Below are 24,670 nucleotides of genomic sequence, written 5' to 3' on the forward strand. Positions count from 1 at the left end.
TTAACTCCCAAAATGGGAGTTAAATTTTAGTATAGCACTACATGGACATTTCGTGGTCCATGCACGCCAAGAACTGTGATAAGCTCGATATCTGCGGTGCGAGATGGTCCCATGATAAAGTTGATATTTGTAGGCAACTCATCTTTTGTAACCTCTGCTAAGGCTTTATCTAAGCTTTCTACAAGGGCATTTTTTCTAAGCAAAATAATGCAGTTTGTCGGAAGCAAGCTAAGAAGTCTTGGTTGTGCTTTTGAGCTAACTACGCAGCATACGCCAAAGTTTGAAACGCCAAGTTTTGCTTGAATAATCGAAGTATCCGCATCAAAAAGCGCTTCTCTTATCTCATTTACTGGTTTGTCAAACGGCAATTTTTCTGCTTGCAATTTGTCTGTTTTGATTGGCAAATCTGAACCAAACATAACTGTTTTTGCGCCGACTGTTTTGACAATCTCTTCTACTAGCGCTTGAAGTCCTTTTTCGTCTGTCTCATGAACAACGGCTTTATTGTTTGTCAAATTTGTCTTAAAGTTTTCATATTTATCGCCTTCGTTTTCGACAAATTTAGTTATATCTAGTGGTTCGATTTCTGTTCTTTTAGCTACTCTGTTTGACCTAATTTTAGCTAAAATTGTCTCTTTGCTACTCATAGATTACTCCTTCGATTTTTTGGATATCTGCGTGTAGATTTCCTTTTAAGACAGGTGCTGAGCGATGTCTTGTCCATAGTTTTACCACAGGGATTGAATCTGCCTTTTTAACTACGAAATTTGAGAATTTAGAAGCTATGGAAATTCCAGTTCTCCACATAAATCCATTTGTAGCAACTGTTCTAAATCCAGCAAATCCCATTGCTTCGATTTTGCTGTGTTCTAGCAAATCAGAGCCTTTTGCTTTTTTCTTACCTTCACCGACTTTATTGCTTCTTAGCTTTCTGATTGTCTCTGCTAACGGAATTTTAACAGGGCAAACTTCGCTACATCTACCACAAAGTGAGCAGAAATTAAGAATATCTGCATTTTTTTCCATACCAAAAAGTTGTGGGCTGATTACTTCGCCGATTGGTCCTGGATATACTGCATGATATGTGTGACCGCCGATTTTATCATAAACAGGGCAGTAGTTCATACAAGCACCGCATCTAACGCATCTTAGAGCTTCGAAGTATTCTTCATTTGTTAGCATATCGGTTCTACCGTTATCTAGTAAGACAACATGGACTTCTTTTGGACCATCTAACTCGCCTTCTTTTCTAGGGCCTGTGATGATGTTGTTATAGCAAGTAATAGGCGCACCTACGGCTGATGGAGTAACAGGCGAGTGAGCGCTTACTACATCTTCAAATGTCTCTAAAACTTTTTCTATACCGCAGATTACGATATGCACATCAGGGGCTGTGGTACACATTCTACCGTTACCTTCGTTTTCTAGCAACCAAATGGCTCCTGCCTTGCTAATACCAAAATTTGCGCCTGAAATTCCGATTTTCATCGTTCTAAATTCGTTTCTTAGGTGGTTTCTAGCGATTGCATTTAGTTTTTCAGGTTCGCTCTCTAATGGCGCACCTAAGCGCTCTTGGAAAATTTTACCGACTTCATTGCGGTTTTTGTGAATCGCAGGGACGACGATATGAACAGGCGGATCTTGGATTAATTGGATAATCAACTCACCAAGGTCGGTTTCTTGGGCTTTGATGCCTCTTTCTTCTAAATAGTGGTTTAGGTGAATTTCTTCACTAGCCATTGTTTTTTGTTTTAGAACTTTATCTCCGTTGTGAGATTTTATAATTCGATAAATTATCTCGTTTGCTTCCTCGCCATTTACTGCCCAATGCACTTTCATGCCGTTTTTTGTAGCATTTGCTTCAAATTCGAGTAGTCTTTCATCAAGTGTCGCAAGAGAGTTATTTTTAACGGTTCTTGCTCTGCTTCTTAACTCATCAAAATTTTTAAATTTTGTAGTGCTAAGTCTGTTTCTGTTACCTTGAAGAGTGTGCATTGCAGAGTCAAGGTTTGCTCTTAGTTGTTTGTCAGCAAGCTTTTGATTTACTAAATTTTCATGATTCATCATAGCGCTGCTCCTTCAATTCTTTTGATTATGAAATCATATAGATGAATACCTTTTACTCTTGAACCATTTTTTTTCATAGTTCCTGCGATATTCATCAAACAGCCGCCATCACCTGAAACGATATAATCAGCTCCGCTTTCTTCTATGAATTTAATCTTTTGTTGAACCATAGCGTTAGAAATTTCAGGCTCTTTTACAGCGAAAGTTCCGCCAAATCCGCAACACTCCTCTTCTCTTTCAAGCTCGATCAATTCTACATTTTTGAATTGGGCTAGTAAATTTTTAGCGTTTTGGATTGATTTTTGGACGCGTAAAGCGTGGCAGTTCGAGTGCCAAGTGATTTTTACTTTTTCGCCTTTGTCTTCGTATTTGACATGCAAAACCTTGTCCAAATACTCGCACAAATCATAAACCCTAGAACTAAATTCTTTGACTTTTCCTTCGTATTCTGTGCCTTTGAAAAGCTCGACATAATCGTGCTTCATCATACCAGCACACGAACCAGATGGAACGATAACAGGATAATTTTCGCTAAAAAGATTGATATTGTGTAGGGCTATTTTTTTAGTGTCTTCGAAATAACCTGTATTGTAGCTTGGTTGGCCACAGCAAGTTTGATCTTTTTTGAAAATAACCTCTACACCCTCTCTTCTTAAAAGCTTAACTGCATTTAAAGCAGTATCGGTAAAAACCGCGTTGCCAAGACAGGTTGCAAAAAAATAAACTTTATTCACCTTTATTCTCCTTTCTCGAATAAATTTAAATTTAAACTAGTTATTTTATCACGCTTTTGGAATATTTTGTATTAAATTTGGATTAAAATAACATTAAATTATAATTAAAATGAAATGTAATTTTTTTATTACAACATTTTTTAAGTTTAAAAAAAGAAAAATTTGAAAATTCTAAAATTTAAGTGCAAAAATAAGATAAAAAAATAGTGAAATTCTATCCGCAAAGATAGAATTTCACTCATAAAATTTATAGCAATATCACACCGATTATAACGGCTATTATTGCATAAAATACTGCTGGGGCTATATTGTAAGTAAGACATCTAGCCTCACCCTTACCTAGCAAGCCCACGGTTGCGCAAACAGCAACGATATTGTTGATACAAACCATGTTACCGATAGCACCACCAACATTTTGGAGTGCAACAATAACTTCGGTTTTTAAGCCAACAAGCGTAGCTGTTTCGTATTGAAGACCTGAGAAGAGCATATTTGATACTGTGTTTGAACCAGAGAAAAATGCTCCAAGAATACCAACTAGTGGCGCAACAGCAACATAAGCTTGACCTGAAATATCAGCAAAGAATTTCGCCATAAGTTTAATCATAGAGTAGTTAGTTCCATCAACTGTTGTGCCGACATTTAACATGATTTGAACCAAAGCCAAACCAGCTGCTAGTGGAATTGCCGCTGCTGCAACTTGTTTGAAAGTTTTGCTCCAAGCCTCTTTTACATCATTGCCACTCATTCTGTGCAAGAATATAGTAAGGATAGCAACCAAAATAAATGGAATAATACCTGGTAAATAGCCGTAGTTGAAGCTATATGCAGTGCCAGGGACACCAAACATCAAGTTATCAGGAGCAGTAAATAGATTTATTTTCCAGCTTTGTAGAATTGGTTTTAATCCGATTGCAGGAATACGAGTAACAACTAGTATAAATGAAATAAGGATGTATGGTAACCAAGCCATAAACAATGGCATCTCTTTTTTGCTACTCTCTTCTTGTTTAGGTGCATTTTCAGAAGCCTGAGTTGAACCTATCCAAAATTCTTGCCATTGTGCGCGAGGAACGAAATCCCAGTTCTCTTTTGGAGTCATAAATCCAGCTTTTGCAGATGCGATAAGGATACCAAGAGATATAAGACCAGCAAGAAGTGATGGTAACTCAATACCCAAGAATTTTGCGCCTATCAAATAAGGAACGATGAAGCTAACTGAGGCAAGCATAGCAAACGGCAATGCAGGAAGAGCGTCTTTGAAGCTTCTGTTTTTACCGAATAGTTTTACCATTATCATAACAACGATAAAAGGAATAAAAATAGCGCCTACTGAGTGGATGATAGCAGTATTTGTGCTAACGGTAGTTATATACGGTTCTATATTTCCACCGCTTCCTTCTACAAGACTTTGAACGGTAGTTTTAACACCAAATGTTGGAGTTCCAACCGCACCGTAGCTAACAGGTGAGCTGTTTAGCACAAGACATGCAAGAGCTGCACTAAGAGCTGGGAAACCAAGACCAACAAGAAGTGGAGCAGCCAAAGCAGCAGGTGTTCCAAAACCAGCCGCACCCTCAATAAATGCACCAAACGCCCAACCGATAATCAATACTTGAACACGGCGGTCGGTTGAAATTTTGGTAAAGCCGTTGTTGATTGAGTTCATAGCGCCTGAGTATTTCATGGTGTTTAAGATCAAAATAGCACCAAAAATGATGACTAAGATATCAAACGCCTTCATAAAGCCCAAAAGCACATACGCCAAAACGCTGGTGCCATCGGCATTTACACTAAACGCAGACAGAGCTATACCAATCGCTAAAAACATGGCAACACTAAGCGAGAGCTTAGAACTAAGTTTAAACCCTATCATCATAACCAAAATGACGACAATAGGTAAAAAGGCCAGCAAGGTATGCATCGTTAGATCTCCTTTGCAAGATAAATTTAGATTATCTTTTGATAATTCTCAAATCGAAAGTCTATACAAAAATAAATAAATAATAAATAAAAAAGAATACTTTAATTATTTTTTAAAAAAATTTTAAAGAAAATGTATTTAAGGTATCAAAATTACGCCAAATTTTGCCCTAAAAAACTTAAATTCTTTAAATTTTACTTAAATTCAGTTTTTTATAAGGTTATTTCTGTAAAATCCCATTTTTCAAAATTTTTAAGAAGGCGGAAATCATGACAGAAATTACAAAGCCTAGCGAAGTCAAACGCGACTGGGTTGTTATTGATGCAACCAACAAAAGATTCGGTAGAATGCTAACCGAAGTCGCAGTTTTATTGCGCGGCAAACACAAACCATGCTACACACCAAATGTTGATTGTGGCGATTATGTCATTATCGTAAATGCTTCAAAAGCAGTTTTTACAGGTGCAAACAAAGGCGAGGATAAGCTATATCACAGCTATTCAGGGTATTTTGGAAGTCTAAAAAGCGTTAAATTTGAGGATATGTTGAAAAACAATCCTGCTAAATTATACAAACTTGCAGTTCGCGGTATGCTTCCTAAAACAAAACTAGGTAAAGCAATGATTAAAAAGCTTTTCGTTTATGAGGGTAGCGAGCACCCACATACAGCGCAAACAACAAGTAAAGGAAAATAATTATGGCAACAATTTACGCAACAGGCAAAAGAAAAACAGCCGTAGCTAAGGTATGGTTAAAACCAGGTAGCGGTAAAATGGTTGTAAATGGTATGGACCTAAATACTTGGCTTGGCGGTCACGAAGCTATTAAATTAAAGGTTATTCAACCGCTTTTAGTTACCAAACAAGAGACATCTATGGATATCACTGCTCAAACACTAGGCGGTGGCTATTCAGCTCAGGCAGAGGCATTGCGCCACGGTATTTCACGCGCACTAGCAGCTATGGATAAGGATTTCAGAGCAGCTCTAAAACCAAAAGGTCTTTTAACTCGCGATTCTCGCTCGGTAGAAAGAAAGAAATTTGGTCGCAGAAAAGCGCGCAGAAGCCCACAATTCTCAAAAAGATAATAGGGTTTTGGTTGTTATTTTTCAAGGTTTTTTTAAACTTAATTGGAAAATTTTAAAAAATTTTAAAAAAAGATTTACTATAATTAAAAGTTTTAAATTCATTTCGAAAGGATGTTTAATGAAAAAAGTTTTACTTGCACTAAGCTTGTGTGCATCAAGTGCACTACTTGCAACAGATGCGGATTATCACTGGGAGATTACTCCTACAATCGGTGGCATGACTCACGAAGGTAACATGGATTTGGATTCAAATTTCATGGCAGGTCTTCGCCTAGCTAAAAACCTTCAAGATTCATTTATCGATCAAATCGAGTTAGGTTTTGACTATTCTCGCGATATCGGTTTAGAGGACCTTGCTCACAGAAATGGTGGCAAAGAGCCAAACGCTAAATACTACCACATCAATTTGGTAAAAGATTTAGTAAATTTCACTGACAACTTCAAACTATATGGCTTAACTGGTGTTGGTTATATGGATTATAGCAAAGATGTATATAATGACGGCGACCAAGACAGCGGTTTCTGGCAATATGGTCTAGGTATGAAATACTACATCACAAGAAACTTCGCTACAAAACTTGAAGCAAGAGACGCTATCAGATTCGAAGACGGCAACCATGTTCTATTCTACACACTTGGCTTCGCTGTTGATTTCGGTAAAAGATTTGCAGACGCTGCAACTGGCTGCGTAGATTCAGACAATGACGGCGTATGCGATGATATGGACAGATGCCCAGGCACAGCTGCTGGTGTAGTTGTAGATGAATACGGCTGCGAAAAAGTAATCAGACTAAACCTAGGCGTAAATTTCGCTACTGATAGCTCAAAAATTTCAGATGAATACATGAGTGAAATCAAAAATGTAAGCGACTACCTAAATGAGCACTCAGATTACAGCGTAATCCTAGAAGGCCACACAGATAGCACTGGTTCAGATGCTTACAATCAAAAACTATCTGAGAGAAGAGCAGCTGCTGTTGCTGGCGCATTGCAAAACTTCGGCGTTGATGCTGCTAGAATTTCTAGCGTAGGCTATGGCGAGTCTCAACCAATCGCTACAAACGCTACAAAAGAAGGCCGCGCTCAAAACAGACGCGTTGATGCTAAATTTAGAAAATAATCTTTCTAAAAATTTTAAGCGGGGCTTAGGCTCCGCTTTTTTTATTACAAAAATGCAGAAATTTAACACTACAATTTTATTTGATTTAGACGGGACTTTGATAGATTCGACCTCTGCGATTTTGGAGGGTTTTGCTTATGCTTTTTCTAAAATGGGTGAGGCTTGCCCAGATGATGAAGCGATCAAAAAACTAATCGGCTATCCGCTAGATGAAATTTTCGCTGGACTTGGCGTAGTGGGCGATACGAGCGAATATGTAAGGCTCTATAAAGAAAAATATGTCAAAATTTATCTAGATCAAACCACACTTTTGCAGAGTGCTTACGAAGCTGTGGAATTTGGTGCTAAATTTGCAAATTTAGGCGTGGTTACCACAAAAACATCGAAATTCTCTAAACTCTTGCTAGACAAACTTGGCGTTGGCGAGTTTTTTAGCGTGATAATCGGCAGAGAAGATGTAGAGCATGTCAAACCGCATGCGGAACCTATCATAAATGCGATGAAGGGATTAGGCTTGCCTGTGGATAAAAGCGTTTTTATGGTGGGCGATACGAAGCTAGACGCACTAGCTGCAAGCAACGCCGGAGCGCGTAGTGTGGGTGTAATGTGTGGGTATGGCGATGAGGCGCAGCTTAGAAAGCACTGCGAGTTTGTCTGCGAAAACGCTTACGCGGCAGTGAGTTTAATCAAACAAAATTTATAATTCCCCTTGGGCTATCGTCTAATGGCAGGACAACGAACTCTGGATTCGTGAATATAGGTTCGACCCCTATTAGCCCATCCAAATTTTACTTCCACAAATTTTCTAAAATTTTTATGAAATTCCTTTCAAAGCCCCCATTTTAGCATACTTTAAGATTTTTTTAAGGGGGGGGGGGGGGTATAATGACGAAATTTATCTGAGTTTGAAATTTGGATAAAATTTTTTCGAAAGGATTTTTATGAAATCAAATTTGGCTAAAATTTTCTTAGCAACTTCTTTGGCTTGCGCTTGCAGCTTCGCAGACGAGGGCGCATTTATCGGTATTGGTGGCGGATACAACTTCGCTGGCGATGTAGATGTTTCTGGCGTAGGCTCACTAGATAGCGTCAAACAAGGCGTCATCAGCGTCAAGGGTGGTTATGATTTCGGCGATTTTAGAGCTTATTCACAATACAACTACAACACAAAATATTCAGAGGAAGTCTATATGGATAACACCCTTCTAGCCAAAGGCGAGCTTAGCGGACACGAGTTATTAGTAGGCGCGGACTATACACCAGCGCTTAGCTCAAACCTAAAACTAGCCGTTGGCCCATATATGGGTCTTTCGCTGCTAAAAGTCAGCCTAAGCGATGGCGAGTTTAGCGATAGCCAAACTCAAAAAGGCTTCATCATCGGCGGCCATGTGGGACTTATCATAGATAGCGAGATTGGTCAGTTCGAAGCAGGTATCAAGGCTGATAAATCATGGCACAACGGCACTAATGATTGGCCAGATTTCGACAAATCTACATTTGGTGGATACGCTGGATACAACTACAAATTTAACTAAAACTTCTTGTAACCTTGAAATTTGGCGAATTTGCGTTCGCCAAATTTTGCTAAATTTTATATTTTCGCAAACACTGCCTCGAATTTGTTTGATTTGTCATTGCGAGTGCGCACCGCGCGCGTGGCAATTTAAGAAATTTCTGCACCTTTAATTTGTCATTGCGAGCCAAAAAAAGCGTCAAGACGCTTTTTGCACGGCGTGGCAATCTACGACTTTGAAATTCCTTGCGCTAAATTTGCTGTCATTGCGAGAAAACGAAGTTTTCGAAGCAATCCAGTAAAATTCAGAGTAAAATTCAACCTAAATTTTGCATTGAACGATTTTTTGAATTTAACCTGCGCCGTGAAATTTCTTGTAAGGGGGAGGGCGCGCTTTTTGCGAGACGCTACCCTCCCCCTTACCAACCCCCACCCCTGTAAAACGCTAGAAGTGGCTAAATTTAAAAAGCGTTGCTTTTTAAATTTAGCTAGTTTTATTTTTACGGAAATGCTTCGCATTTCTTTGCAAAGATAGATTGAGTAAATTTTTGCCTTAAATTTCGCCAAATTTTATTTGATTTTTTCCTTGCCTTTGTATGTGGCGATGACCTTTGTGGTGCCGTCTTTTTTGATTGCGATGACATCGTAAATCTCAGGCTCGGCGCCCACTTCCATACCAGGGCTTTCTAATGGCATGGCAGGAACTGCGATACCGATAATATCGCTTGGTTTTTGATTTAGGATTATGCGGATTTCGCCTGCTGGGACATGGCCTTCGACGACATAGCCATCAATCAGCGCAGTGTGGCAGCTAGCAAGCTCCAATGGGACTTTTTCGTCGTATTTTTTTTGGATAAAAGCTTCATCGTCTAGGTAGATATGTTTGGTCTCAAAGCCATTTTCGCGCAGATAAGCCGACCATTTGTGGCAGCACTCGCAGGTTAGGCCCTGATAAATTTCGATGAAATTACTAGCGTGCAAATTCGCGCAAAATACGCCGAAAAGCGCTGTGGAGAGTAAAATTTTATTCATTATAAATCCTTTGATTACAAAAATTGTGGCGATTATATGACAAAAGATTAAATTTTAAAAATTCCTTGCCAAATTTGGCAAGGAAGGTGGATTATAAGCATTTTGAGATTGCTGATGAGATCGCAGATTTAGGGACATAACCCTCAGAATCGCTAGTCAAAGAGACATCGCAACCTGGTTTGTAGTTTTTCCAAGTGTAGATATTGCCGTTGTTTGCGGTAGTGCGGATAGAATCTGGCTGTTTATTCCACGCTGAAATTACTTGGTTGATATGAAAAGCATCGCTTTTATCGACTACGGCATCGACTGCGCCTGGATCTGGTAGGTTCTCTTCGACCATTTCTACGGTATCGTTTGAGACCTCTTGGACTTTGTCTGTTACGCCACTTATGCTCGGCTCATTTGCTGGGGCAGTGGTTTGAGAAGCGCTTTGAGTGCGTGCGCCGGTTGGTTGGTTGGCTATATTCCAGTTAGAACAGCCTGTGAAAATAGCGGATAAAAGGATTATCGCAGCTAATTTTTTCATCTAAATTCTCCTAAAATAAATTCAGGCTGATAGTATCACATTTATGTTTAGTTTAAAATTAAAACTGCAAATATCTTAAATTTTATTATGCGTTTCAGTAGGAATTTATGAAATTTAAGATAAAATCCCAAGTTTATTACCAAATCGGGCTATTAAATTTTGCAATGCAAATGCCCTTTTGGCTACCAAATTTTTAAGGAGCTTTGATGTATGCAATCATCAAACACGGCGGCAAGCAATATAGAGTAGAAGAGGGAAACTACCTAAATCTAGATCATTTTGCAGCAGAGCCAAAAAGTAAAGTCGAACTTAGCGAAGTTTTAGCGCTAAATGACGGCGAGTTAAAGGTAGGTGCGCCATTTGTTAAGGGTGCAAAGGTGGTTTTAGAGGTCGTTACAGAGGGTAAAGACAAAAAAGTCGTAATCTACAAAAAACGCAGAAGAAAAGACTCAAAATTAAAACGCGGTTTCAGACGCCAATACACTCGCGTCAAAGTTGTCGCAATCAACGCATAAAGGATAGCTAATGGCACACAAAAAAGGTCAAGGTTCAACCCAAAATAACCGTGATAGTATCGGACGCCGCTTAGGTGTGAAAAAATTCGGTGGCGAGTTTGTTAGAGCTGGCAATATCATCATCCGCCAAAGAGGCACTGCAACTCACCCAGGTAGCAATGTAGGTCTTGGCAACGATCACACAATCTTCGCTCTAATCGACGGCGTAGTAAAATTCGAGCGCAAAGACAAAAATCGCAAACAAGTATCAGTTTATCCTGTTGCGTAATTTTAGGGGCATTTCGCCCCTTTTCTTCTTAAAATTTCCACTTTAAAAAGTATTTTTAACCGATTTGGCTATAATTGCCGTTTTTAAATTTAAGGATTGTTATGTTTATAGATAGTGCAAAATTTAGTGTAACTTCCGGCAAGGGCGGAGCAGGGTGCGTAAGTTTCAGACGCGAAAAATTTGTCATTTTAGGCGGACCTGACGGCGGAGACGGCGGAGCAGGTGGCGATGTATTTTTTAAAGTAGATAAAAACTCTCACACTCTCTCATTTTACAAAGGCAAACGCGCTTTCAAAGCCCAAAATGGCGCGCCCGGCGAGGGTCGCAAAAAAACCGGCAAAAGTGGCGAGGATCTATATCTCATAGTGCCACCCGGAACGGCGGTGTATGACGATGATAGTGGCGAGCTTTTGCTTGATTTGACGATTGATGGGCAAACGGAGCTGTTTTTAAAGGGCGGCAAAGGGGGCCTTGGAAATGTGCATTTCAAAAACTCCGTAAATCAGCGCCCAGAATACGCTCAACCAGGGCTTCCTGGCGAGGCTAAAAATGTGCGATTAGAGCTAAAACTCATCGCAGATGTCGGACTCGTAGGCTTCCCAAATGTCGGTAAATCCACGCTAATCTCTGTCGTTTCAAACGCCAAACCAGAAATCGCAAACTACGAATTTACCACAATCACGCCAAAGCTTGGCATGGTTAGCGTAGATGAGTTTAGCAATTTCGTCATCGCTGATATCCCTGGTATCATCGAGGGGGCAAGCGACGGCAAGGGGCTTGGGCTAAAATTTTTGCGCCATATTGAGCGCACTAAAATTTTGCTTTTTATGCTTGATCTTGCAAATTATCGAAGCCTTAGCGAGCAATACCGCGCACTTCGCGCCGAGCTTGAAAAATTCTCGCCAGATCTTGCAAAGCGCGCCTTTGCGATTGCGCTTACGAAATTTGACGCATGCGAAAATTTTGATGAAAAATGCGATGAATTTTTGCGCGAATTTGGATATGAAAAAAGGCAAGATTACGAAATGTTTGGCAAACTCGATGAGAGCAAACCAGCCTTTGTTATGGGGATTTCGAGCGTTGCGGGCGCAGGTATAAACGAACTAAAATTTGAGCTATTTAAACTTGTGAAAAAAGAGGAAAAATGAAAATAGTTTTTATGGGCACGCCAGAGTATGCGACGACGATTTTAAGGGCATTGGCGGCTAAATTTGAGATTGTGGGGATATTTTGTCAGCCAGATCGCCCTGTGGGTAGAAAACAAATTTTAACCCCGCCAAGCGTGAAAATCTGGGCGCAGGAAAATTTAAAAAGCGTGCCGATTTTTCAGCCAAATAGATTGCGCGAGGGTGATAATGAGCACATTATCAGGGAGCTTGCGCCTGAATTTATCGTCGTGGCAGCTTATGGTCAAATTTTGCCAAAAGGGATTTTAGAGATTGCGCCGTGTATAAATTTGCACGCTTCTATTTTGCCAAAATTCCGTGGCGCTAGCCCTATCCAAAGCGCGATTTTAGCGGGTGAAGCGCAAACTGGCGTAACGGCAATGCTCATGGACGAGGGGCTAGACACTGGCGACATGCTGGATTTTGCTTATACTTCGTGTGAGAATAAAATGGCAAATGAGCTTTTTAGTGAGCTTGGCGAGCTAGCAGGTGAGCTCATTGTCAAAGTTTTGCAAAATTTCGCCCAAATTTCGCCGATTAAACAAAATTCCGCCCTTGCTTCGCATTGCAAAAAAATCCTTAAATCAGACGGCCTTGTGGATTTTAGTGAGAGTGCAAGCGAGATTTATAATAAATTTCGCGCTCTAACTCCGTGGCCTGGAATTTACACTGCCTCGGGGCTTAAAATTTTAAATTTAGAGTTAGCGCAGGATTTCAAAGACAAAGAATTTGATAAATTTGGGCAAATTTTAAGTATCCAAAAAGACGGTTTTTGCCTTTCTTGCAAAAGGGGAGCGATTAAAATCACAGCCTTGCAAGAACCAAGCAAAAAGCCTATAAGTGCGAGCGATTTTATAAATGGCAAACGACTGGGCGTAGGCGAGTTTTTATGCAGATAGAATTTGCTGGGATTTTGCCCTCGACGCAAAGCGAATTAATCGAAAGATTGAAAAACGGAAGCGTCCCTGCGCCCTTTTGTTTAGTGGCGCAGGCGCAAAGTAGCGGTGTAGGCTCGCGCGGAAATGGCTGGGAGAGTGCAAGCGGAAATTTGGCGTTTTCGTTTTGCGTGGAGATTGGCGATTTGCCCCAGGGTGTGCCGCTGCAATCGAGCAGTATTTATTTTGCGATGATAATGAGAGAATTTCTCGCTTCGCGCGGTTCTGAAATTTGGCTTAAATGGCCAAATGATTTTTACATAAATGATCGCAAAATCGGCGGAATTTTGACAAATAAAATAAAAAATATCCTAGTTTGTGGCATAGGTATAAACCTAGTTAGCGCGCCCGAATTTGCGGATATTTTAGACATAAAAATCACTCCAAAAGACGCTGTGGAGGGGTTTTTAAATTTATACAAAAATAAAATCTCGTGGAAGCAAATTTTTAGTAAATTTTCGTTACAATTTCGCCTGTCTCAAAATTTTTGCGCTCATATCGAGGGCGAAAAGGTCCCACTCTCGCAAGCGAGGCTTTGCGACGACGGGGCGATAATAATAAACAAAAAGAGGATTTATAGTTTAAGATGAGCGAGATAATAACGATTGCAAACCAAAAAGGCGGTGTAGGCAAGACAACCACAGCGATAAATTTAAGCGCGTCGCTTGCGATGAAAAAAAAGCGAGTGCTTCTAATCGATGTCGATCCTCAGGCAAACGCCACGACTGGGCTTGGGTTTAACAGAAGCGATTTTGAGTTTAATATCTACCATGTCTTAACTGGTCGCAAAAAACTCTCCGAGGTCATACAAAAAACACAAATGGAGTATATGGATCTAGCCCCTTCAAATATCGGTTTGGTGGGTATCGAGCGCGAAAGTGCTGACGAGGCTGATTTCAAACTAATCCTAAAAAACAAAATCGAAGAGATAAAAGATATATATGATTATATCATTATTGATTCACCGCCTACGCTTGGCAGTATCACGGTAAATGCCCTAGCAGCTAGCAATAGCGTGATAATCCCGATTCAGTGCGAATTTTACGCATTAGAGGGTGTCGCACTCGTGCTAAATACCATAAAAATCGTCAAACAAACCATAAATAAAAATTTGCAAATCAGAGGCTTTTTGCCGACAATGTATTCTGCGCAAAACAACCTTGCCAAGGAAACCGTGGCGAATTTGCAAGAGTATTTTGGCGAAAAGCTATTTTACATCGGCAAGGACAAAAACCTTGTCGTAATCCCACGCAATGTAAAACTCGCCGAAAGCCCAAGCTTTGGCAAACCGGTAATTTTATATGATAAAAAATCGGCTGGTTCGCTAGCGTATCAGGATTTAGCAAAAGCAGTAATGGAGAAAAGATGAGTAAGGTCAAAAAAAGTGTGCTAGGACGGGGTTTAGGCAGTATTTTAGAAGATGTCGAAAAAGCATACACAAAAGAGCTAGAAGATGGACAATCTGAAAATTTAGTCATCGAAATTGATGTGGATAAAATTTCGCCAAATCCATATCAACCAAGGCTAAATTTCAACGAAGAAGCACTTTGCGAACTAAGCGAGAGTATCCTTAGACACGGCCTTATCCAGCCAATCGTAGTCATCGAAAAAAATGGCGCCTATGTCCTAATCGCCGGCGAGAGAAGACTAAGAGCAACCAAGCTAGCAGGTCTTAGCAAAATCAAAGCCGTCGTAGCGGACCTTGGTTCGCAAAACATGCGCGAACTAGCCCTAATCGAAAATATCCAAAGGGAGAATTTAAACCCAATCGAGCTAGCCAAATCATACCGCGAACTAATCGAAGAGTATAAAATCACACAAGAAGAGTTAGCCGATATCATCAAAAAATCCCGCACGCAAATTACTAACACTATGCGTTTGCTAAATTTATCAGCCCCGCTCCAAGATGCTTTGCGCACGGAAAAAATCAGTCAAGGCCATGCTAAGGTCATCGTAGGTCTTAGCGAAGATGAGCAAATTTTGGTTTTAAATACAATCACTGGGCAAAAACTCAGCGTCAGAGAGACTGAGGATTTGATTAAAAAGCTAAAAAGCAAAGAAAATGTCAAAACTGCAAATAACCATAAAGAATTTCAAACCTTTAAGCCGGAACTTATGAAGCTGAAAGAAAAATTAAACAAATTTGGAAAAATCAGCGTGAAAGATAAGAAAATTCTCATAGAATTTAGTGAAATTTCACAAATTTCAGACTTTATGAAACAAATAGGTTAAAATTATATTAAATTTTAATCTTAATTATTGTAATATCCCAAGTTTATATAAAATTTAGCCAAGGAGGTGTAATGCTAGAAATTAGTGTATCTGCAATGCTGACGACAATCATTGTGTTTTTGGCTTTAATAGCATTTTTAAATACCAAGCTTTACAAACCGCTTCTTGCGCACATGGAAGCGCGCGAAAAAGCGATTAGAGAAGATGAGGAAAATGCTAGAAAAAACGCACAAGATGTCGATTCCAACAAAGCAGAGATAGCAAAGGTTCTTGACGCTGCGAGGGTCGAGGCAAGTAAAATTAAGCAAGAAGCGGTAGATAGCGCAAAAGAGGTTGCTAGCAAAGAAATTGCTGAGCAAAAAGCTAAATTAGAGGCCGATTTTGCGAAATTTAGCGAAAGCTTAAACGAGCAAAAAGCAAGCTTAAAAAGTGATTTGAGTGCGAAAATCCCTGATTTCAAAGACGAAATCAAATCTGCACTTTCAAAAATTTAAGGAGTCGGCGTGAAAAAATATCTAATTTTCCTTATTTTGCCACTTATCTCGCTAGCTAGCGGACATGACGGCCCCAAAGACTACGATATAGTATGGAGAACGATAAATTTCGTATTGTTTTTCGGCATTTTATATTACCTTCTAAAAGGCCCTGCAAAAGATGCTTTCAAAGCCAGAATCGATAGTATCGCTAAACGCCTTGAAACAAATCAAAGAATTTTAAAAGAATCAAATGAGAAAAAAGAACAAGCAAAAAAAGATTTAGAAGAGGCAAAAGCCCAAGGTGCATCTTTGATCGAAACTGCTAAAAAAGAGGCTGTGTTTGCAGCTGATAAAGTAAAAGCGATGAGCGAGCAAGAGATTAAAAATTTAAACAAATCTTTCGCTGAGCAAAAAGATTTCGAAACACGCCGTATCGAAAAAGAGGTCGTAAATGAAATCTTAGATGAGGTTTTTGCAAAAGATACTATGGAATTCAAGCAAGACAAGCTTCTTGATATCATTGAGAAAAAGGCTGTGTGATGATAGATAATACGGCGAAAAAATATGTAAGCGCACTGATTAAAACTTATAAAAAAGACGAATTAGGCGCTGTTTTAGGCACATTGGAGACTATCTCATCTGCGTTTAAGGTTTCAAAATTTGGCGATATTATAAAATCTCCAACAATCAAAGACGCTGATAAAGTGAATTTAATACTTTCTTTTATCAAAGATCCAAGCGATAAAATCGTAAATTTCATCAAATTTCTTGCCAAAAACAGAAGAATTGGTTTGATTCCTCAAATCACAGATGATTTGCGTAAAAATATCTCTGCTATGGATAACAAATTCCACGGCAAAATTTACTCAAATCAAGATATTAGCGAGGATAAAATCAAAGATTTGCAAGGCAAAATTTCAAAGAAATTTAACGCCGAGATTTTACTCGAATTAGTCAAATGCGACTACGAGGGTATCAAAATCGAGGTCGAGGATTTGGGATTTGAGATTAGTTTTTCAATCGATAGATTGAAACAAAAAATGAGTGAATATATTCTAAAAGCAATTTAATAAGGAGTAAAGTGTGGGTGCGAAAATTAAAGCAGACGAAATTAGTAGCATAATTAAAGAGCGAATTGAAAGCTTTGATCTTAGCGTTGATGTCGAAGAGACAGGTAAAGTCGTATCTGTCGCAGATGGCGTTGCTAATGTTTATGGCCTAAAAAATGTTATGGCTAATGAAATGGTTGAGTTCGAAAACGGCTCTCGCGGTATTGCGCTGAATTTGGAAGAAAGCAGTGTCGGTGTCGTTATTTTGGGCGATACAAGCGGTATCAATGAAGGAAGTAGCGCAAAAAGACTTGGCAAACTTTTGCGTGTTCCAGTAGGCGACGCGCTAATCGGACGCGTTGTAAATGCCCTTGGTGAGCCAATCGACGGCAAAGGTCCAATCGATACGAATACAACAAGATTCGTTGAAGAAAAAGCAAAAGGTATTATGGCTAGAAAATCAGTTCATGAGCCACTTCAAACAGGTCTTAAAGCGATCGACGCCCTTGTTCCAATCGGTAGAGGTCAAAGAGAGCTAATCATCGGCGATAGACAAACAGGTAAAACAACCGTTGCAGTTGATACTATCATCAACCAAAAAGGTCAAGATGTCGTTTGTATCTATGTCGCTATCGGTCAAAAACAATCAACCGTAGCGCAAGTTGTTAAAAAACTAGAAGAATACGGCGCTATGGAATACACTATCGTAGTTTCAGCTGGTGCTAGCGAGGCCGCTGCGCTTCAATACCTAGCCCCATATTCAGGCTGCACAATGGGCGAGTATTTCAGAGATAACTCACGCCATGCTTTGATTATTTATGATGATTTAAGCAAACACGCTGTTGCTTACCGTGAAATGTCATTGATTTTAAGAAGACCACCAGGTCGCGAGGCTTATCCGGGCGATGTTTTCTATCTACACTCTCGCTTACTTGAAAGAGCTAGTAAGCTAAGTGACGCGCTAGGTGCTGGTAGCTTAACAGCGCTTCCTATTATCGAAACACAAGCGGGCGATGTTTCAGCATATATCCCCACAAATGTTATTTCGATTACTGACGGACAAATTTTCCTTGAATCAGGTCTATTTAACTCAGGTATCCGCCCTGCGATCAATGTCGGTCTCTCAGTTAGCCGTGTTGGTGGTTCAGCGCAAATCAAAGCGATTAAAAAAGTTTCAGGCACACTTCGCCTAGATCTTGCTCAATACCGCGAACTTCAAGCATTTGCACAATTTGCAAGTGATTTGGACGAAAGCAGTAGAAAACAACTAGACCGCGGTCAAAGAATGGTGGAAATCTTAAAACAACCACCTTATAGCCCACTTCCAGTTGAAAATCAAATCGTCATTATTTTTGCAGGTAGCAAGGGATATTTAGATGATGTCGCACCAAGCGCAATCGGCAAATTTGAAGCTGAGCTTTATCCATTTATCGAGGCTAAATACCCTGAAATTTTCGAGCAAATCAGAACCAAAAAGACTTTGGAAAAAGATTTAGAAGAGAATTTAGCAAAAGCATTAAATGACTTTAAAGCGACATTTTCGGCATAATAAGGCTAAAAAATGGCAAATTTAAAAGATATTAAGTTAAAGATAAAAAGCGTAAAAAATACAGAAAAAACAACAAAAGCTATGAAGCTTGTTTCTAATGTAAAGCTTAAAAATACCAAAGAAGCTGCTATGCGCTCTCGTGCTTATGCTGTGAAGATCAACGATGTTCTTGGCGAAATTTCAGCACGAATCAAAGACTATGTAGCCGCTAGCGTGGGCGATGATGATAAGCTAAAAATTTTTAACACAAGCAGAGAAGTCAAAGTTGTTGATTTGCTTTTTATCACAGCAGATAAGGGACTTTGCGGTGGTTTTAATATCAATACCATTAAACAAGTAAAAGCCCTAATCGAAGAGTATAAAGCGAAAAATGTAAAAGTTCGCCTAAGAGCTGTGGGCAAAAAAGGCATTGAGTATTTTAACTTCCAAGGTGTCGAGCTTTTAGAAAGATATGTTGGCGTAAGCTCATCGCCAAATCCTGAGAAGGCTAATGATATCGTAAATGCTGCGGTTGCTGATTTTAGAGAGGGCAAAACTGATAAAATCGTTCTTATCCACAATGGATATTTGAATATGATTTCGCAAGAAATGAGAGTTTCTACCCTTGTGCCTATCGGACAGCCAGAAATCGATGAGAGTGCTTTTAAAACTGGTTCTGTAATGGAAGTAGAAGTTCAGTATCCAGAAGATGAAGAAATTTTGATGATGAATTTGGTGCAAAGCTATTTGAGTTATAGTATGTATTATGCTCTGATAGATTCACTTGCAGCAGAACATTGTTCTAGAATGAATGCTATGGAAAACGCGACAAATAACGCAAAAGAGCGTGTCGCTCAGCTAAATTTGGCATATAATAAAGCTAGACAAAGTTCTATTACTACTGAGCTGATAGAGATTATCAGTGGCGTAGAATCAATGAAATAATAAATGAAAGGAGAATTAATGAAGGGAATAATTTCTCAGGTAATGGGTCCTGTCGTTGATGTTGATTTCAATGACTACTTACCTAAAATTAACGAAGCTATCGAAGTCAAATACGATGTCGAAGGCGAATCAAAAAGATTAATTTTAGAAGTTGCAGCTCACTTAGGTGATAACCGCGTAAGAACAATCGCTATGGATATGAGTGATGGTTTGCGCCGTGGTTTGGAGGCCGTGGCACTTGGTGCGCCTATTAGTGTTCCGGTTGGCGAAAAAGTTTTAGGTAGAATTTTTAATGTTACAGGCGATTTGATTGATGAGGGCGAAGAAGAAAATTTCGAAACTCGCTGGTCAATCCACAGAGATCCACCAAGTTTTGAAAATCAAAGCACAAAAAGTGAAATTTTCGAAACCGGTATTAAAGTCGTAGATTTACTAGCCCCTTATGCAAAAGGTGGAAAAGTTGGTCTATTTGGTGGTGCCGGTGTTGGTAAAACCGTTATTATTATGGAGCTAATCCACAATGTTGCTTTCAAACACAGCGGTTACTCTGTATTTGCGGGCGTTGGCGAACGAACAAGAGAGGGAAACGACCTTTATAACGAAATGAAGGAATCGGGCGTTTTGGATAAAGTTGCCTTGACCTATGGTCAAATGAACGAACCACCGGGAGCAAGAAACCGTATTGCTTTGACTGGTCTTACAATGGCTGAGTATTTCCGTGATGAGCTAGGACTAGATGTTTTGATGTTTATCGATAACATTTTTAGATTTTCTCAATCAGGTTCAGAGATGTCAGCGCTTCTAGGACGAATTCCAAGTGCCGTTGGTTACCAACCGACTTTGGCAAGCGAAATGGGAAAACTTCAAGAGCGTATTACATCGACTAAAAAAGGTTCAATTACATCAGTTCAAGCTGTTTATGTTCCAGCTGATGACTTAACTGACCCTGCTCCTGCAACGGTTTTTGCTCACCTTGATGCAACAACCGTTCTAAACAGAGCGATTGCAGAAAAAGGAATTTACCCTGCGGTTGATCCACTTGATTCAACTTCAAGAATGCTTGATCCTCAAATCATCGGCGAAGAGCATTACAAGGTAGCTCGTGGCGTGCAACAGGTGCTTCAAAAATACAAAGATTTGCAAGATATTATCGCGATTTTAGGTATGGACGAGCTTAGCGAAGAGGATAAACTTGTGGTCGATAGAGCTAGAAAGGTCGAGCGTTATCTTTCACAACCTTTCTTTGTCGCCGAAGTTTTCACAGGAAGCCCTGGTAAATATATCAGCCTTGAAGAGACTATCGCTGGATTTAAGGGAATTTTAGAGGGTAAATATGATGATTTGCCTGAAAATGCTTTCTATATGGTAGGAAATATTGACGAGGTAGTGGCAAAAGCCGAAAAAATGAAGGCATAGGAATCTGCTATGAATAAATTTTTACTATTAGAAATCGTTACGCCAGAGGGTTTGGTATTCTCTGGCGAAGTTGCGTCTGTCCAACTTCCAGGTCAAACTGGCGAACTTGGCGTTTTGCCTGGACACTCTACCTTGCTGACTGGTCTGAAAAACGGCAACGAGGGTGGTATCGTTGAGATTGTAGATAAAGAGGGCAAAAAACAATTAGTCATAGTAAATGGTGGATTTTTAAAAGTCGATGAGGAAAAAACCACTATTTTGGCAACTCAGGCTGTGGCGATAGGTGGCGATAGCGAAAATGCTGTCGCAAAATCGTTGCAAAAAGCCAAAGAATTGCTAAATTCTATCAGCACAGATACTATGGCTACCTCTGCTATCATGGCCAGAGTTGATGAATTTGCAAGGCAAAAATAAGTATGTTGGATCTTATTTTAAGTTATTTTACAAGAAGCACATTTATTACGATATTTGTGCTTTCTTGGCTTTCGATATATTTTATAGTTACATTTACCATTTTAATTTCGCGCTACGCAGGGCTTAGTGCATGGCAAGTCAAAGAAACAAAGGCGCTAGAATCGCTTTTAATGGGTGGCAAGATTGCGCTTTCTGGATCGATTTTTCAAAAAATTACTCCCGAGCGAACGACCAAAGAGGCCCTAAATGTCTATAAAAGCAAGGCTGAGCGCGACGCTACTAGTGGGCTGACTTGGCTTTCTATCATCGCTTCGACATCGCCATTTATAGGGCTTTTTGGAACGGTTGTTAGTATTTTGGATACATTTTCAAAGCTAGGGGGCGGAAATTCGGGAATAGATACCATCGCACCAGCCATTAGCGAGGCTTTGGTTGCGACAGGTTGTGGAATTTTCGTCGCTATTCCTGCATATACTTTTGCTTTACTTATTAAGCGTAAAGCTTATGAGGTTACAAGCATTATAAACCGCACATCTGATATCTTGCTTCATAAAGCAGGCGCAAAGTAGAGTTGTATGTATAATTTCGATGAAAATCCTGAATTAAATATAACTCCGCTTGTCGATATTATGCTTGTGTTGCTTGCCATTTTAATGGTGGCGCAAACTGCGATTATTTATGATGAGAGAATCGAGCTTCCAAGCGGTTCGAAATCGGCTTCATCGCAAAATACAGCCGAATTTATGCTCGTGCGCGTGGATGCAGATAGCAAAATTTATATTGATACCAGCACTATGAGTTTGGCTGAATTTCCAGATAATTTGCAACTCATTAAAAGCAGTGGCAAATACGCTGTGGATAAGCCAGTTTATATCCAAGCCGATAAAAAAATCATTTATGATAATGTAATGTTTGTTTTAAAGACGCTAAAACAAGCTGGTTTTAATAAGGTTGTGCTTCAAACAAATGGCTAGATATTCAAATTTCACCGGGGTTAGATATGATAATTTCAGATCGTTTCTAATCGCTTTGGCTCTATATTTTAGCTTGCTTGCTATTTTTCTTTATCAAATTTCAGAATACAAAAACAAAGCGAAAAAATACACCGATGATTTGGGCGCGATTATGGATATCGCAATCCCAATAGATTTTGATGATTCGCCGATACCAACAGCCCCAAATATCGCCGAAGAAGACAAAGAGGGCGACCAATATGAGCAAGAAGAAAAGCCAGTCGAAGAAGAAACTCTAAAAACTACGACTGAGGTTACTACCCCACCTCCACCACCTGCGCCAAAACCAGAGCCAGCAAAAGAGGAAGTAAAAAAAGAAGAGCCAAAACTAGAGCCTGAGCCAGAACCAATCCCGGAGAAAAAGCCAGAAGAACCAAAGCCAAAAGAGGAGGCTAAAAAAGAGCCTGAGCCAAATTTGAACGATCTGTTTTCTGATACTACGAAAGATAACAAAAAGCTAAGCGAGAGTGTTTCTAAAAACGACGCCGTGCAAAGTAGCAAAAAATCAGACAAACAAACCCAAACCAAGGCGAAAAATCAGGCGACTTCGCGTAACGCGCTAGTAAAATCAAATGTCGTTACTGGCAAAACTCAGCTTACTGGCGAATATGACGCATATCGTGGCAAGATAAACAAAATCCTCCAACGCCTTTGGAGCAAATACGCAACCACCGTCAATGACGATTCTACCGTCGTTGTCACCTTTGGCGGGGACGGCAGGATTAGCGATTATCAGATCAAAAGACTTGGAGCAAATACCGAATTTAACCAAAAACTAAGAGATTTCCTAGGAAATTTGGAAATGCAAAATTTCCCAAAATCGCCTGACGGAAAGCCTTTTATTTATGAGATAAATTTAAACGATGTAGTTAGAAATAAATTTTAATTTACAAATTTTTACTACAATTGCATTTTTTTAAAATTTTGCAAGGAGAGATAATGAAAAATTTAATGTTGATTTTTGCATTTTGTATGGCTGTTTTTGCCGCAGATGCGACGACTACGATTACGAACGAGGGCGTAAATTTACCAAGAATTGTCGTTCAAAATGCATCAAATCTTTCAAACGCTGAGTTTAACAACAAATTTTTTAAACTCATGGTAGGGGATTTAAAGGTTGGCGCTACTTTCGATGTTAGCGACGAGTATTTGGTAAGCGATTATAACGGGGACGCTAATTCAAATTTAGGCGAGCTAGGGGCTGCGCTTATCGTAAGATACGCAGTTAGCGACAAAACATCGCCTATGAATTTAAAGGCCAAAGTCATCGAGGCTGGGACTGGCAGAGTAATGTATGAGAAAAGCTTTTCTCTCTCAAACGCCGAGAAATACCCATTTTTGGCTCACATGGCAGTTTCTGAAATCGTAAAAGAGCTAGGATATTCTGATGTGGATTGGATGAAAGAGATGATTTTACTCTCTCGATATACTTCGACAAAAGAGAGCGAGATTATGGTGGCTGATTATACGCTGACATACCAAAAGGTAGTTTTGCGTGGTGGATTAAACATCTTCCCTAAATGGGCAAGTGCGGCACAAAATGAGTTTTATTATACTTACTATGTGAATCAAAATACCCCTGCGATTTATAAATACAACCTTTCAAACGGCTCAAAAAGTAAAATTTTCACAGGCAAAGGTATGACAATCGTAGGCGATGTAAGCTCTGATGGTCGCAAACTTCTAATCACAAACGCACCAAAAGACCAACCAGATATTTATCTATATGACATAGGCTCAGGTTCAGCTAGACAGATTACAGATTATCCAGGAATCGATGTAAATGGAAATTTCATCGACGGCGATTCAAGGGTGGCTTTCGTAAGCGATAGACTTGGATATCCAAATATTTTTGCCACTAGCATAAATGGCGGAAATGTGACACAAATGGTATATCACGGCAAAAATAATAACTCAATTAGCACAAATGGAAACTACATAGTTTATTCTAGTCGCGACGGATCTGGTAGCTTTAATATCTATATGATCTCAACTCAAACAGATATGATTCGCCAGCTAACATCTGGTGGCAAAAATATGTTCCCTAGATTTTCTAGCGACGGCGGCAGTGTTATGTATATCAAACAAGCAGGCGGTGGAAGTTCAGTAGGAATTATCCGTGTAAATGAGAATAAAAGTTTTCAATTTCCATTAAAAATCGGTCAAATTCAATCGGTTGATTGGTAATTTTAAATATTTTTATGCTATAATCTTATAATTTTTTTTGAAAGGATAAGTATGAAACATTTAGTTTTAACTTCAGTTGCAGTTGCTGCTCTACTTTTGAGCGGTTGTTCTAAAAAGAATCCAGAGGTAGATTCAAATTTAAGCGATGCTGACAGATTGGCTGCATTAGCTGCTCAAATTCAAAGCGAAGTTGGCAATGTATATTTTGATTTCGATAGATTTAATATCCGCGCTGATCAACAAGGTACAATCAACAACAACGCAGCTTTATTCAACCAAGCTGGCGCAGAGGCTTTAACTGTTAAAGTTGAAGGTAACTGCGATGAGTGGGGCACAGATGAATACAACTACGCTCTTGGTCTAAAAAGAGCAAAAGCTGCAAAAGATGCATTGGTTGCACAAGGCGTAAATGGCGACAGACTATCAGTTGTTAGCTACGGCGAGAGCAACACAGTATGCAAAAATGGCACAAAAGAGTGCGACGCTCAAAACAGACGCGACGAATTCAAAGTAGGTTTCTAAT

At 39.6% G+C, this 24,670-nt stretch carries 30 protein-coding genes and 1 tRNA gene; 25 read left to right on the forward strand and 6 right to left on the reverse strand.

Features of this window, described 5'->3' with window-relative positions; genetic code table 11:
• Positions 1–26: 26 nt before the first annotated feature.
• The 4 genes from OFN91_RS01510 to OFN91_RS01525 all read right to left on the reverse strand — a co-directional run bounded on the left by OFN91_RS01510 (position 27) and on the right by OFN91_RS01525 (position 4,725).
• Positions 27–647, reverse strand: coding sequence for a LutC/YkgG family protein (locus OFN91_RS01510; RefSeq protein WP_270858394.1), 621 nt, complete (start codon positions 645–647; stop codon positions 27–29).
• Positions 640–2,067 carry a LutB/LldF family L-lactate oxidation iron-sulfur protein gene (locus OFN91_RS01515; RefSeq protein ID WP_270865878.1) on the reverse strand — a complete coding sequence of 476 codons (1,428 nt, stop codon included), beginning with the start codon at positions 2,065–2,067 and terminating at the stop codon, positions 640–642. Before OFN91_RS01515 ends, OFN91_RS01510 begins: the two co-directional genes overlap by 8 nt.
• On the reverse strand, positions 2,064–2,801 hold the full coding sequence (locus OFN91_RS01520) for a (Fe-S)-binding protein (RefSeq protein ID WP_270858392.1): 738 nt from the start codon (positions 2,799–2,801) through the stop codon (positions 2,064–2,066). The genes OFN91_RS01515 and OFN91_RS01520 overlap by 4 nt, the downstream gene beginning before the upstream one ends.
• Before the next feature lie 247 nt (positions 2,802–3,048).
• A complete protein-coding gene (locus OFN91_RS01525) occupies positions 3,049–4,725 on the reverse strand; it encodes an L-lactate permease (protein WP_270874248.1) in 1,677 nt (558 codons plus the stop codon).
• 269 nt (positions 4,726–4,994) lie between these two features.
• Here OFN91_RS01525 and rplM point away from each other — a divergent pair, with 269 nt between their 5' ends.
• The 6 genes from rplM to OFN91_RS01555 all read left to right on the forward strand — a co-directional run bounded on the left by rplM (position 4,995) and on the right by OFN91_RS01555 (position 8,467).
• Positions 4,995–5,420, forward strand: coding sequence for a 50S ribosomal protein L13 (gene rplM / locus OFN91_RS01530; RefSeq protein ID WP_270868454.1), 426 nt, complete (start codon positions 4,995–4,997; stop codon positions 5,418–5,420).
• 2 nt (positions 5,421–5,422) lie between these two features.
• Complete coding sequence (rpsI, locus tag OFN91_RS01535; RefSeq protein WP_270858389.1) at positions 5,423–5,812, forward strand: 30S ribosomal protein S9; 390 nt, start codon at positions 5,423–5,425, stop codon at positions 5,810–5,812.
• Positions 5,813–5,930: 118 nt separating this feature from the next.
• The gene (locus OFN91_RS01540) at positions 5,931–6,932 is read left to right on the forward strand and encodes an OmpA family protein (RefSeq protein ID WP_270858388.1); all 1,002 of its coding nucleotides are present in this window, start codon (positions 5,931–5,933) and stop codon (positions 6,930–6,932) included.
• Positions 6,933–6,984: 52 nt separating this feature from the next.
• Positions 6,985–7,635 carry an HAD family hydrolase gene (locus OFN91_RS01545; RefSeq protein WP_270858387.1) on the forward strand — a complete coding sequence of 217 codons (651 nt, stop codon included), beginning with the start codon at positions 6,985–6,987 and terminating at the stop codon, positions 7,633–7,635.
• A 7-nt stretch (positions 7,636–7,642) separates the two neighbouring features.
• Positions 7,643–7,716, forward strand: a tRNA-Gln gene (locus tag OFN91_RS01550).
• A 157-nt stretch (positions 7,717–7,873) separates the two neighbouring features.
• A complete protein-coding gene (locus OFN91_RS01555; protein ID WP_270873006.1) occupies positions 7,874–8,467 on the forward strand; it encodes a hypothetical protein in 594 nt (197 codons plus the stop codon).
• Positions 8,468–9,015: 548 nt separating this feature from the next.
• Here the strand turns inward: OFN91_RS01555 and OFN91_RS01560 are convergent.
• Together OFN91_RS01560 and OFN91_RS01565 are read right to left on the reverse strand one after the other, a co-directional pair.
• Positions 9,016–9,477 carry a DUF411 domain-containing protein gene (locus OFN91_RS01560; protein WP_270873007.1) on the reverse strand — a complete coding sequence of 154 codons (462 nt, stop codon included), beginning with the start codon at positions 9,475–9,477 and terminating at the stop codon, positions 9,016–9,018.
• Between the two features lie 91 nt (positions 9,478–9,568).
• Positions 9,569–10,003, reverse strand: a complete 435-nt coding sequence (locus OFN91_RS01565) for a hypothetical protein (protein WP_270873008.1) — start codon at positions 10,001–10,003, stop codon at positions 9,569–9,571.
• 206 nt (positions 10,004–10,209) lie between these two features.
• On the opposite strand from OFN91_RS01565, the gene rplU reads away from it, so the two are divergent.
• The 19 genes from rplU to OFN91_RS01660 all read left to right on the forward strand — a co-directional run bounded on the left by rplU (position 10,210) and on the right by OFN91_RS01660 (position 24,669).
• Positions 10,210–10,518, forward strand: coding sequence for a 50S ribosomal protein L21 (gene rplU, locus OFN91_RS01570; RefSeq protein WP_270858383.1), 309 nt, complete (start codon positions 10,210–10,212; stop codon positions 10,516–10,518).
• A gap of 10 nt (positions 10,519–10,528) precedes the next feature.
• Positions 10,529–10,786: a 50S ribosomal protein L27 gene (gene rpmA / locus OFN91_RS01575; protein ID WP_270858382.1), complete on the forward strand. Its 258-nt coding sequence runs from the start codon at positions 10,529–10,531 to the stop codon at positions 10,784–10,786.
• Positions 10,787–10,887: 101 nt separating this feature from the next.
• Entirely contained in the window at positions 10,888–11,934 is a 1,047-nt protein-coding gene (gene obgE, locus OFN91_RS01580; RefSeq protein ID WP_270873009.1) for a GTPase ObgE, read from the forward strand.
• Positions 11,931–12,851: a methionyl-tRNA formyltransferase gene (gene fmt / locus OFN91_RS01585; RefSeq protein ID WP_270873010.1), complete on the forward strand. Its 921-nt coding sequence runs from the start codon at positions 11,931–11,933 to the stop codon at positions 12,849–12,851. The genes obgE and fmt overlap by 4 nt, the downstream gene beginning before the upstream one ends.
• Entirely contained in the window at positions 12,842–13,477 is a 636-nt protein-coding gene (locus OFN91_RS01590; protein WP_270873011.1) for a biotin--[acetyl-CoA-carboxylase] ligase, read from the forward strand. Before fmt ends, OFN91_RS01590 begins: the two co-directional genes overlap by 10 nt.
• Positions 13,474–14,256, forward strand: a complete 783-nt coding sequence (locus tag OFN91_RS01595; RefSeq protein ID WP_270858378.1) for a ParA family protein — start codon at positions 13,474–13,476, stop codon at positions 14,254–14,256. The genes OFN91_RS01590 and OFN91_RS01595 overlap by 4 nt, the downstream gene beginning before the upstream one ends.
• The gene (locus OFN91_RS01600; RefSeq protein WP_270873012.1) at positions 14,253–15,119 is read left to right on the forward strand and encodes a ParB/RepB/Spo0J family partition protein; all 867 of its coding nucleotides are present in this window, start codon (positions 14,253–14,255) and stop codon (positions 15,117–15,119) included. Before OFN91_RS01595 ends, OFN91_RS01600 begins: the two co-directional genes overlap by 4 nt.
• Before the next feature lie 71 nt (positions 15,120–15,190).
• Positions 15,191–15,613, forward strand: coding sequence for a F0F1 ATP synthase subunit B family protein (locus tag OFN91_RS01605; RefSeq protein ID WP_270858376.1), 423 nt, complete (start codon positions 15,191–15,193; stop codon positions 15,611–15,613).
• A gap of 9 nt (positions 15,614–15,622) precedes the next feature.
• Positions 15,623–16,135, forward strand: a complete 513-nt coding sequence (locus tag OFN91_RS01610) for a F0F1 ATP synthase subunit B (RefSeq protein WP_270858375.1) — start codon at positions 15,623–15,625, stop codon at positions 16,133–16,135.
• Entirely contained in the window at positions 16,135–16,665 is a 531-nt protein-coding gene (locus OFN91_RS01615) for a F0F1 ATP synthase subunit delta (protein WP_270858374.1), read from the forward strand. The genes OFN91_RS01610 and OFN91_RS01615 overlap by 1 nt, the downstream gene beginning before the upstream one ends.
• A 13-nt stretch (positions 16,666–16,678) precedes the next feature.
• Entirely contained in the window at positions 16,679–18,193 is a 1,515-nt protein-coding gene (atpA, locus tag OFN91_RS01620; RefSeq protein WP_270858373.1) for a F0F1 ATP synthase subunit alpha, read from the forward strand.
• Between the two features lie 12 nt (positions 18,194–18,205).
• Complete coding sequence (gene atpG, locus OFN91_RS01625) at positions 18,206–19,117, forward strand: ATP synthase F1 subunit gamma (RefSeq protein WP_270858372.1); 912 nt, start codon at positions 18,206–18,208, stop codon at positions 19,115–19,117.
• Between the two features lie 18 nt (positions 19,118–19,135).
• Positions 19,136–20,533: a F0F1 ATP synthase subunit beta gene (gene atpD, locus OFN91_RS01630; RefSeq protein WP_270873013.1), complete on the forward strand. Its 1,398-nt coding sequence runs from the start codon at positions 19,136–19,138 to the stop codon at positions 20,531–20,533.
• 9 nt (positions 20,534–20,542) lie between these two features.
• Positions 20,543–20,947 (forward strand): ATP synthase F1 subunit epsilon, encoded by a 405-nt coding sequence (atpC, locus tag OFN91_RS01635; protein ID WP_270858370.1) that lies wholly within the window; start codon positions 20,543–20,545, stop codon positions 20,945–20,947.
• A gap of 2 nt (positions 20,948–20,949) precedes the next feature.
• The gene (locus tag OFN91_RS01640; protein ID WP_270862173.1) at positions 20,950–21,516 is read left to right on the forward strand and encodes a MotA/TolQ/ExbB proton channel family protein; all 567 of its coding nucleotides are present in this window, start codon (positions 20,950–20,952) and stop codon (positions 21,514–21,516) included.
• Between the two features lie 6 nt (positions 21,517–21,522).
• Positions 21,523–21,921, forward strand: coding sequence for an ExbD/TolR family protein (locus OFN91_RS01645; protein ID WP_270858368.1), 399 nt, complete (start codon positions 21,523–21,525; stop codon positions 21,919–21,921).
• Positions 21,914–22,846, forward strand: a complete 933-nt coding sequence (locus OFN91_RS01650; protein ID WP_270873014.1) for a TonB C-terminal domain-containing protein — start codon at positions 21,914–21,916, stop codon at positions 22,844–22,846. The genes OFN91_RS01645 and OFN91_RS01650 overlap by 8 nt, the downstream gene beginning before the upstream one ends.
• Positions 22,847–22,899: 53 nt before the next feature.
• A complete protein-coding gene (tolB, locus tag OFN91_RS01655; RefSeq protein WP_270873015.1) occupies positions 22,900–24,147 on the forward strand; it encodes a Tol-Pal system protein TolB in 1,248 nt (415 codons plus the stop codon).
• Between the two features lie 51 nt (positions 24,148–24,198).
• Complete coding sequence (locus OFN91_RS01660) at positions 24,199–24,669, forward strand: OmpA family protein (protein WP_270858365.1); 471 nt, start codon at positions 24,199–24,201, stop codon at positions 24,667–24,669.
• Position 24,670 lies beyond the last annotated feature (1 nt).

Origin of the sequence: Campylobacter sp. JMF_08 NE1, assembly GCF_027737875.1 — a bacterium.
Taxonomy (GTDB): domain Bacteria; phylum Campylobacterota; class Campylobacteria; order Campylobacterales; family Campylobacteraceae; genus Campylobacter_B.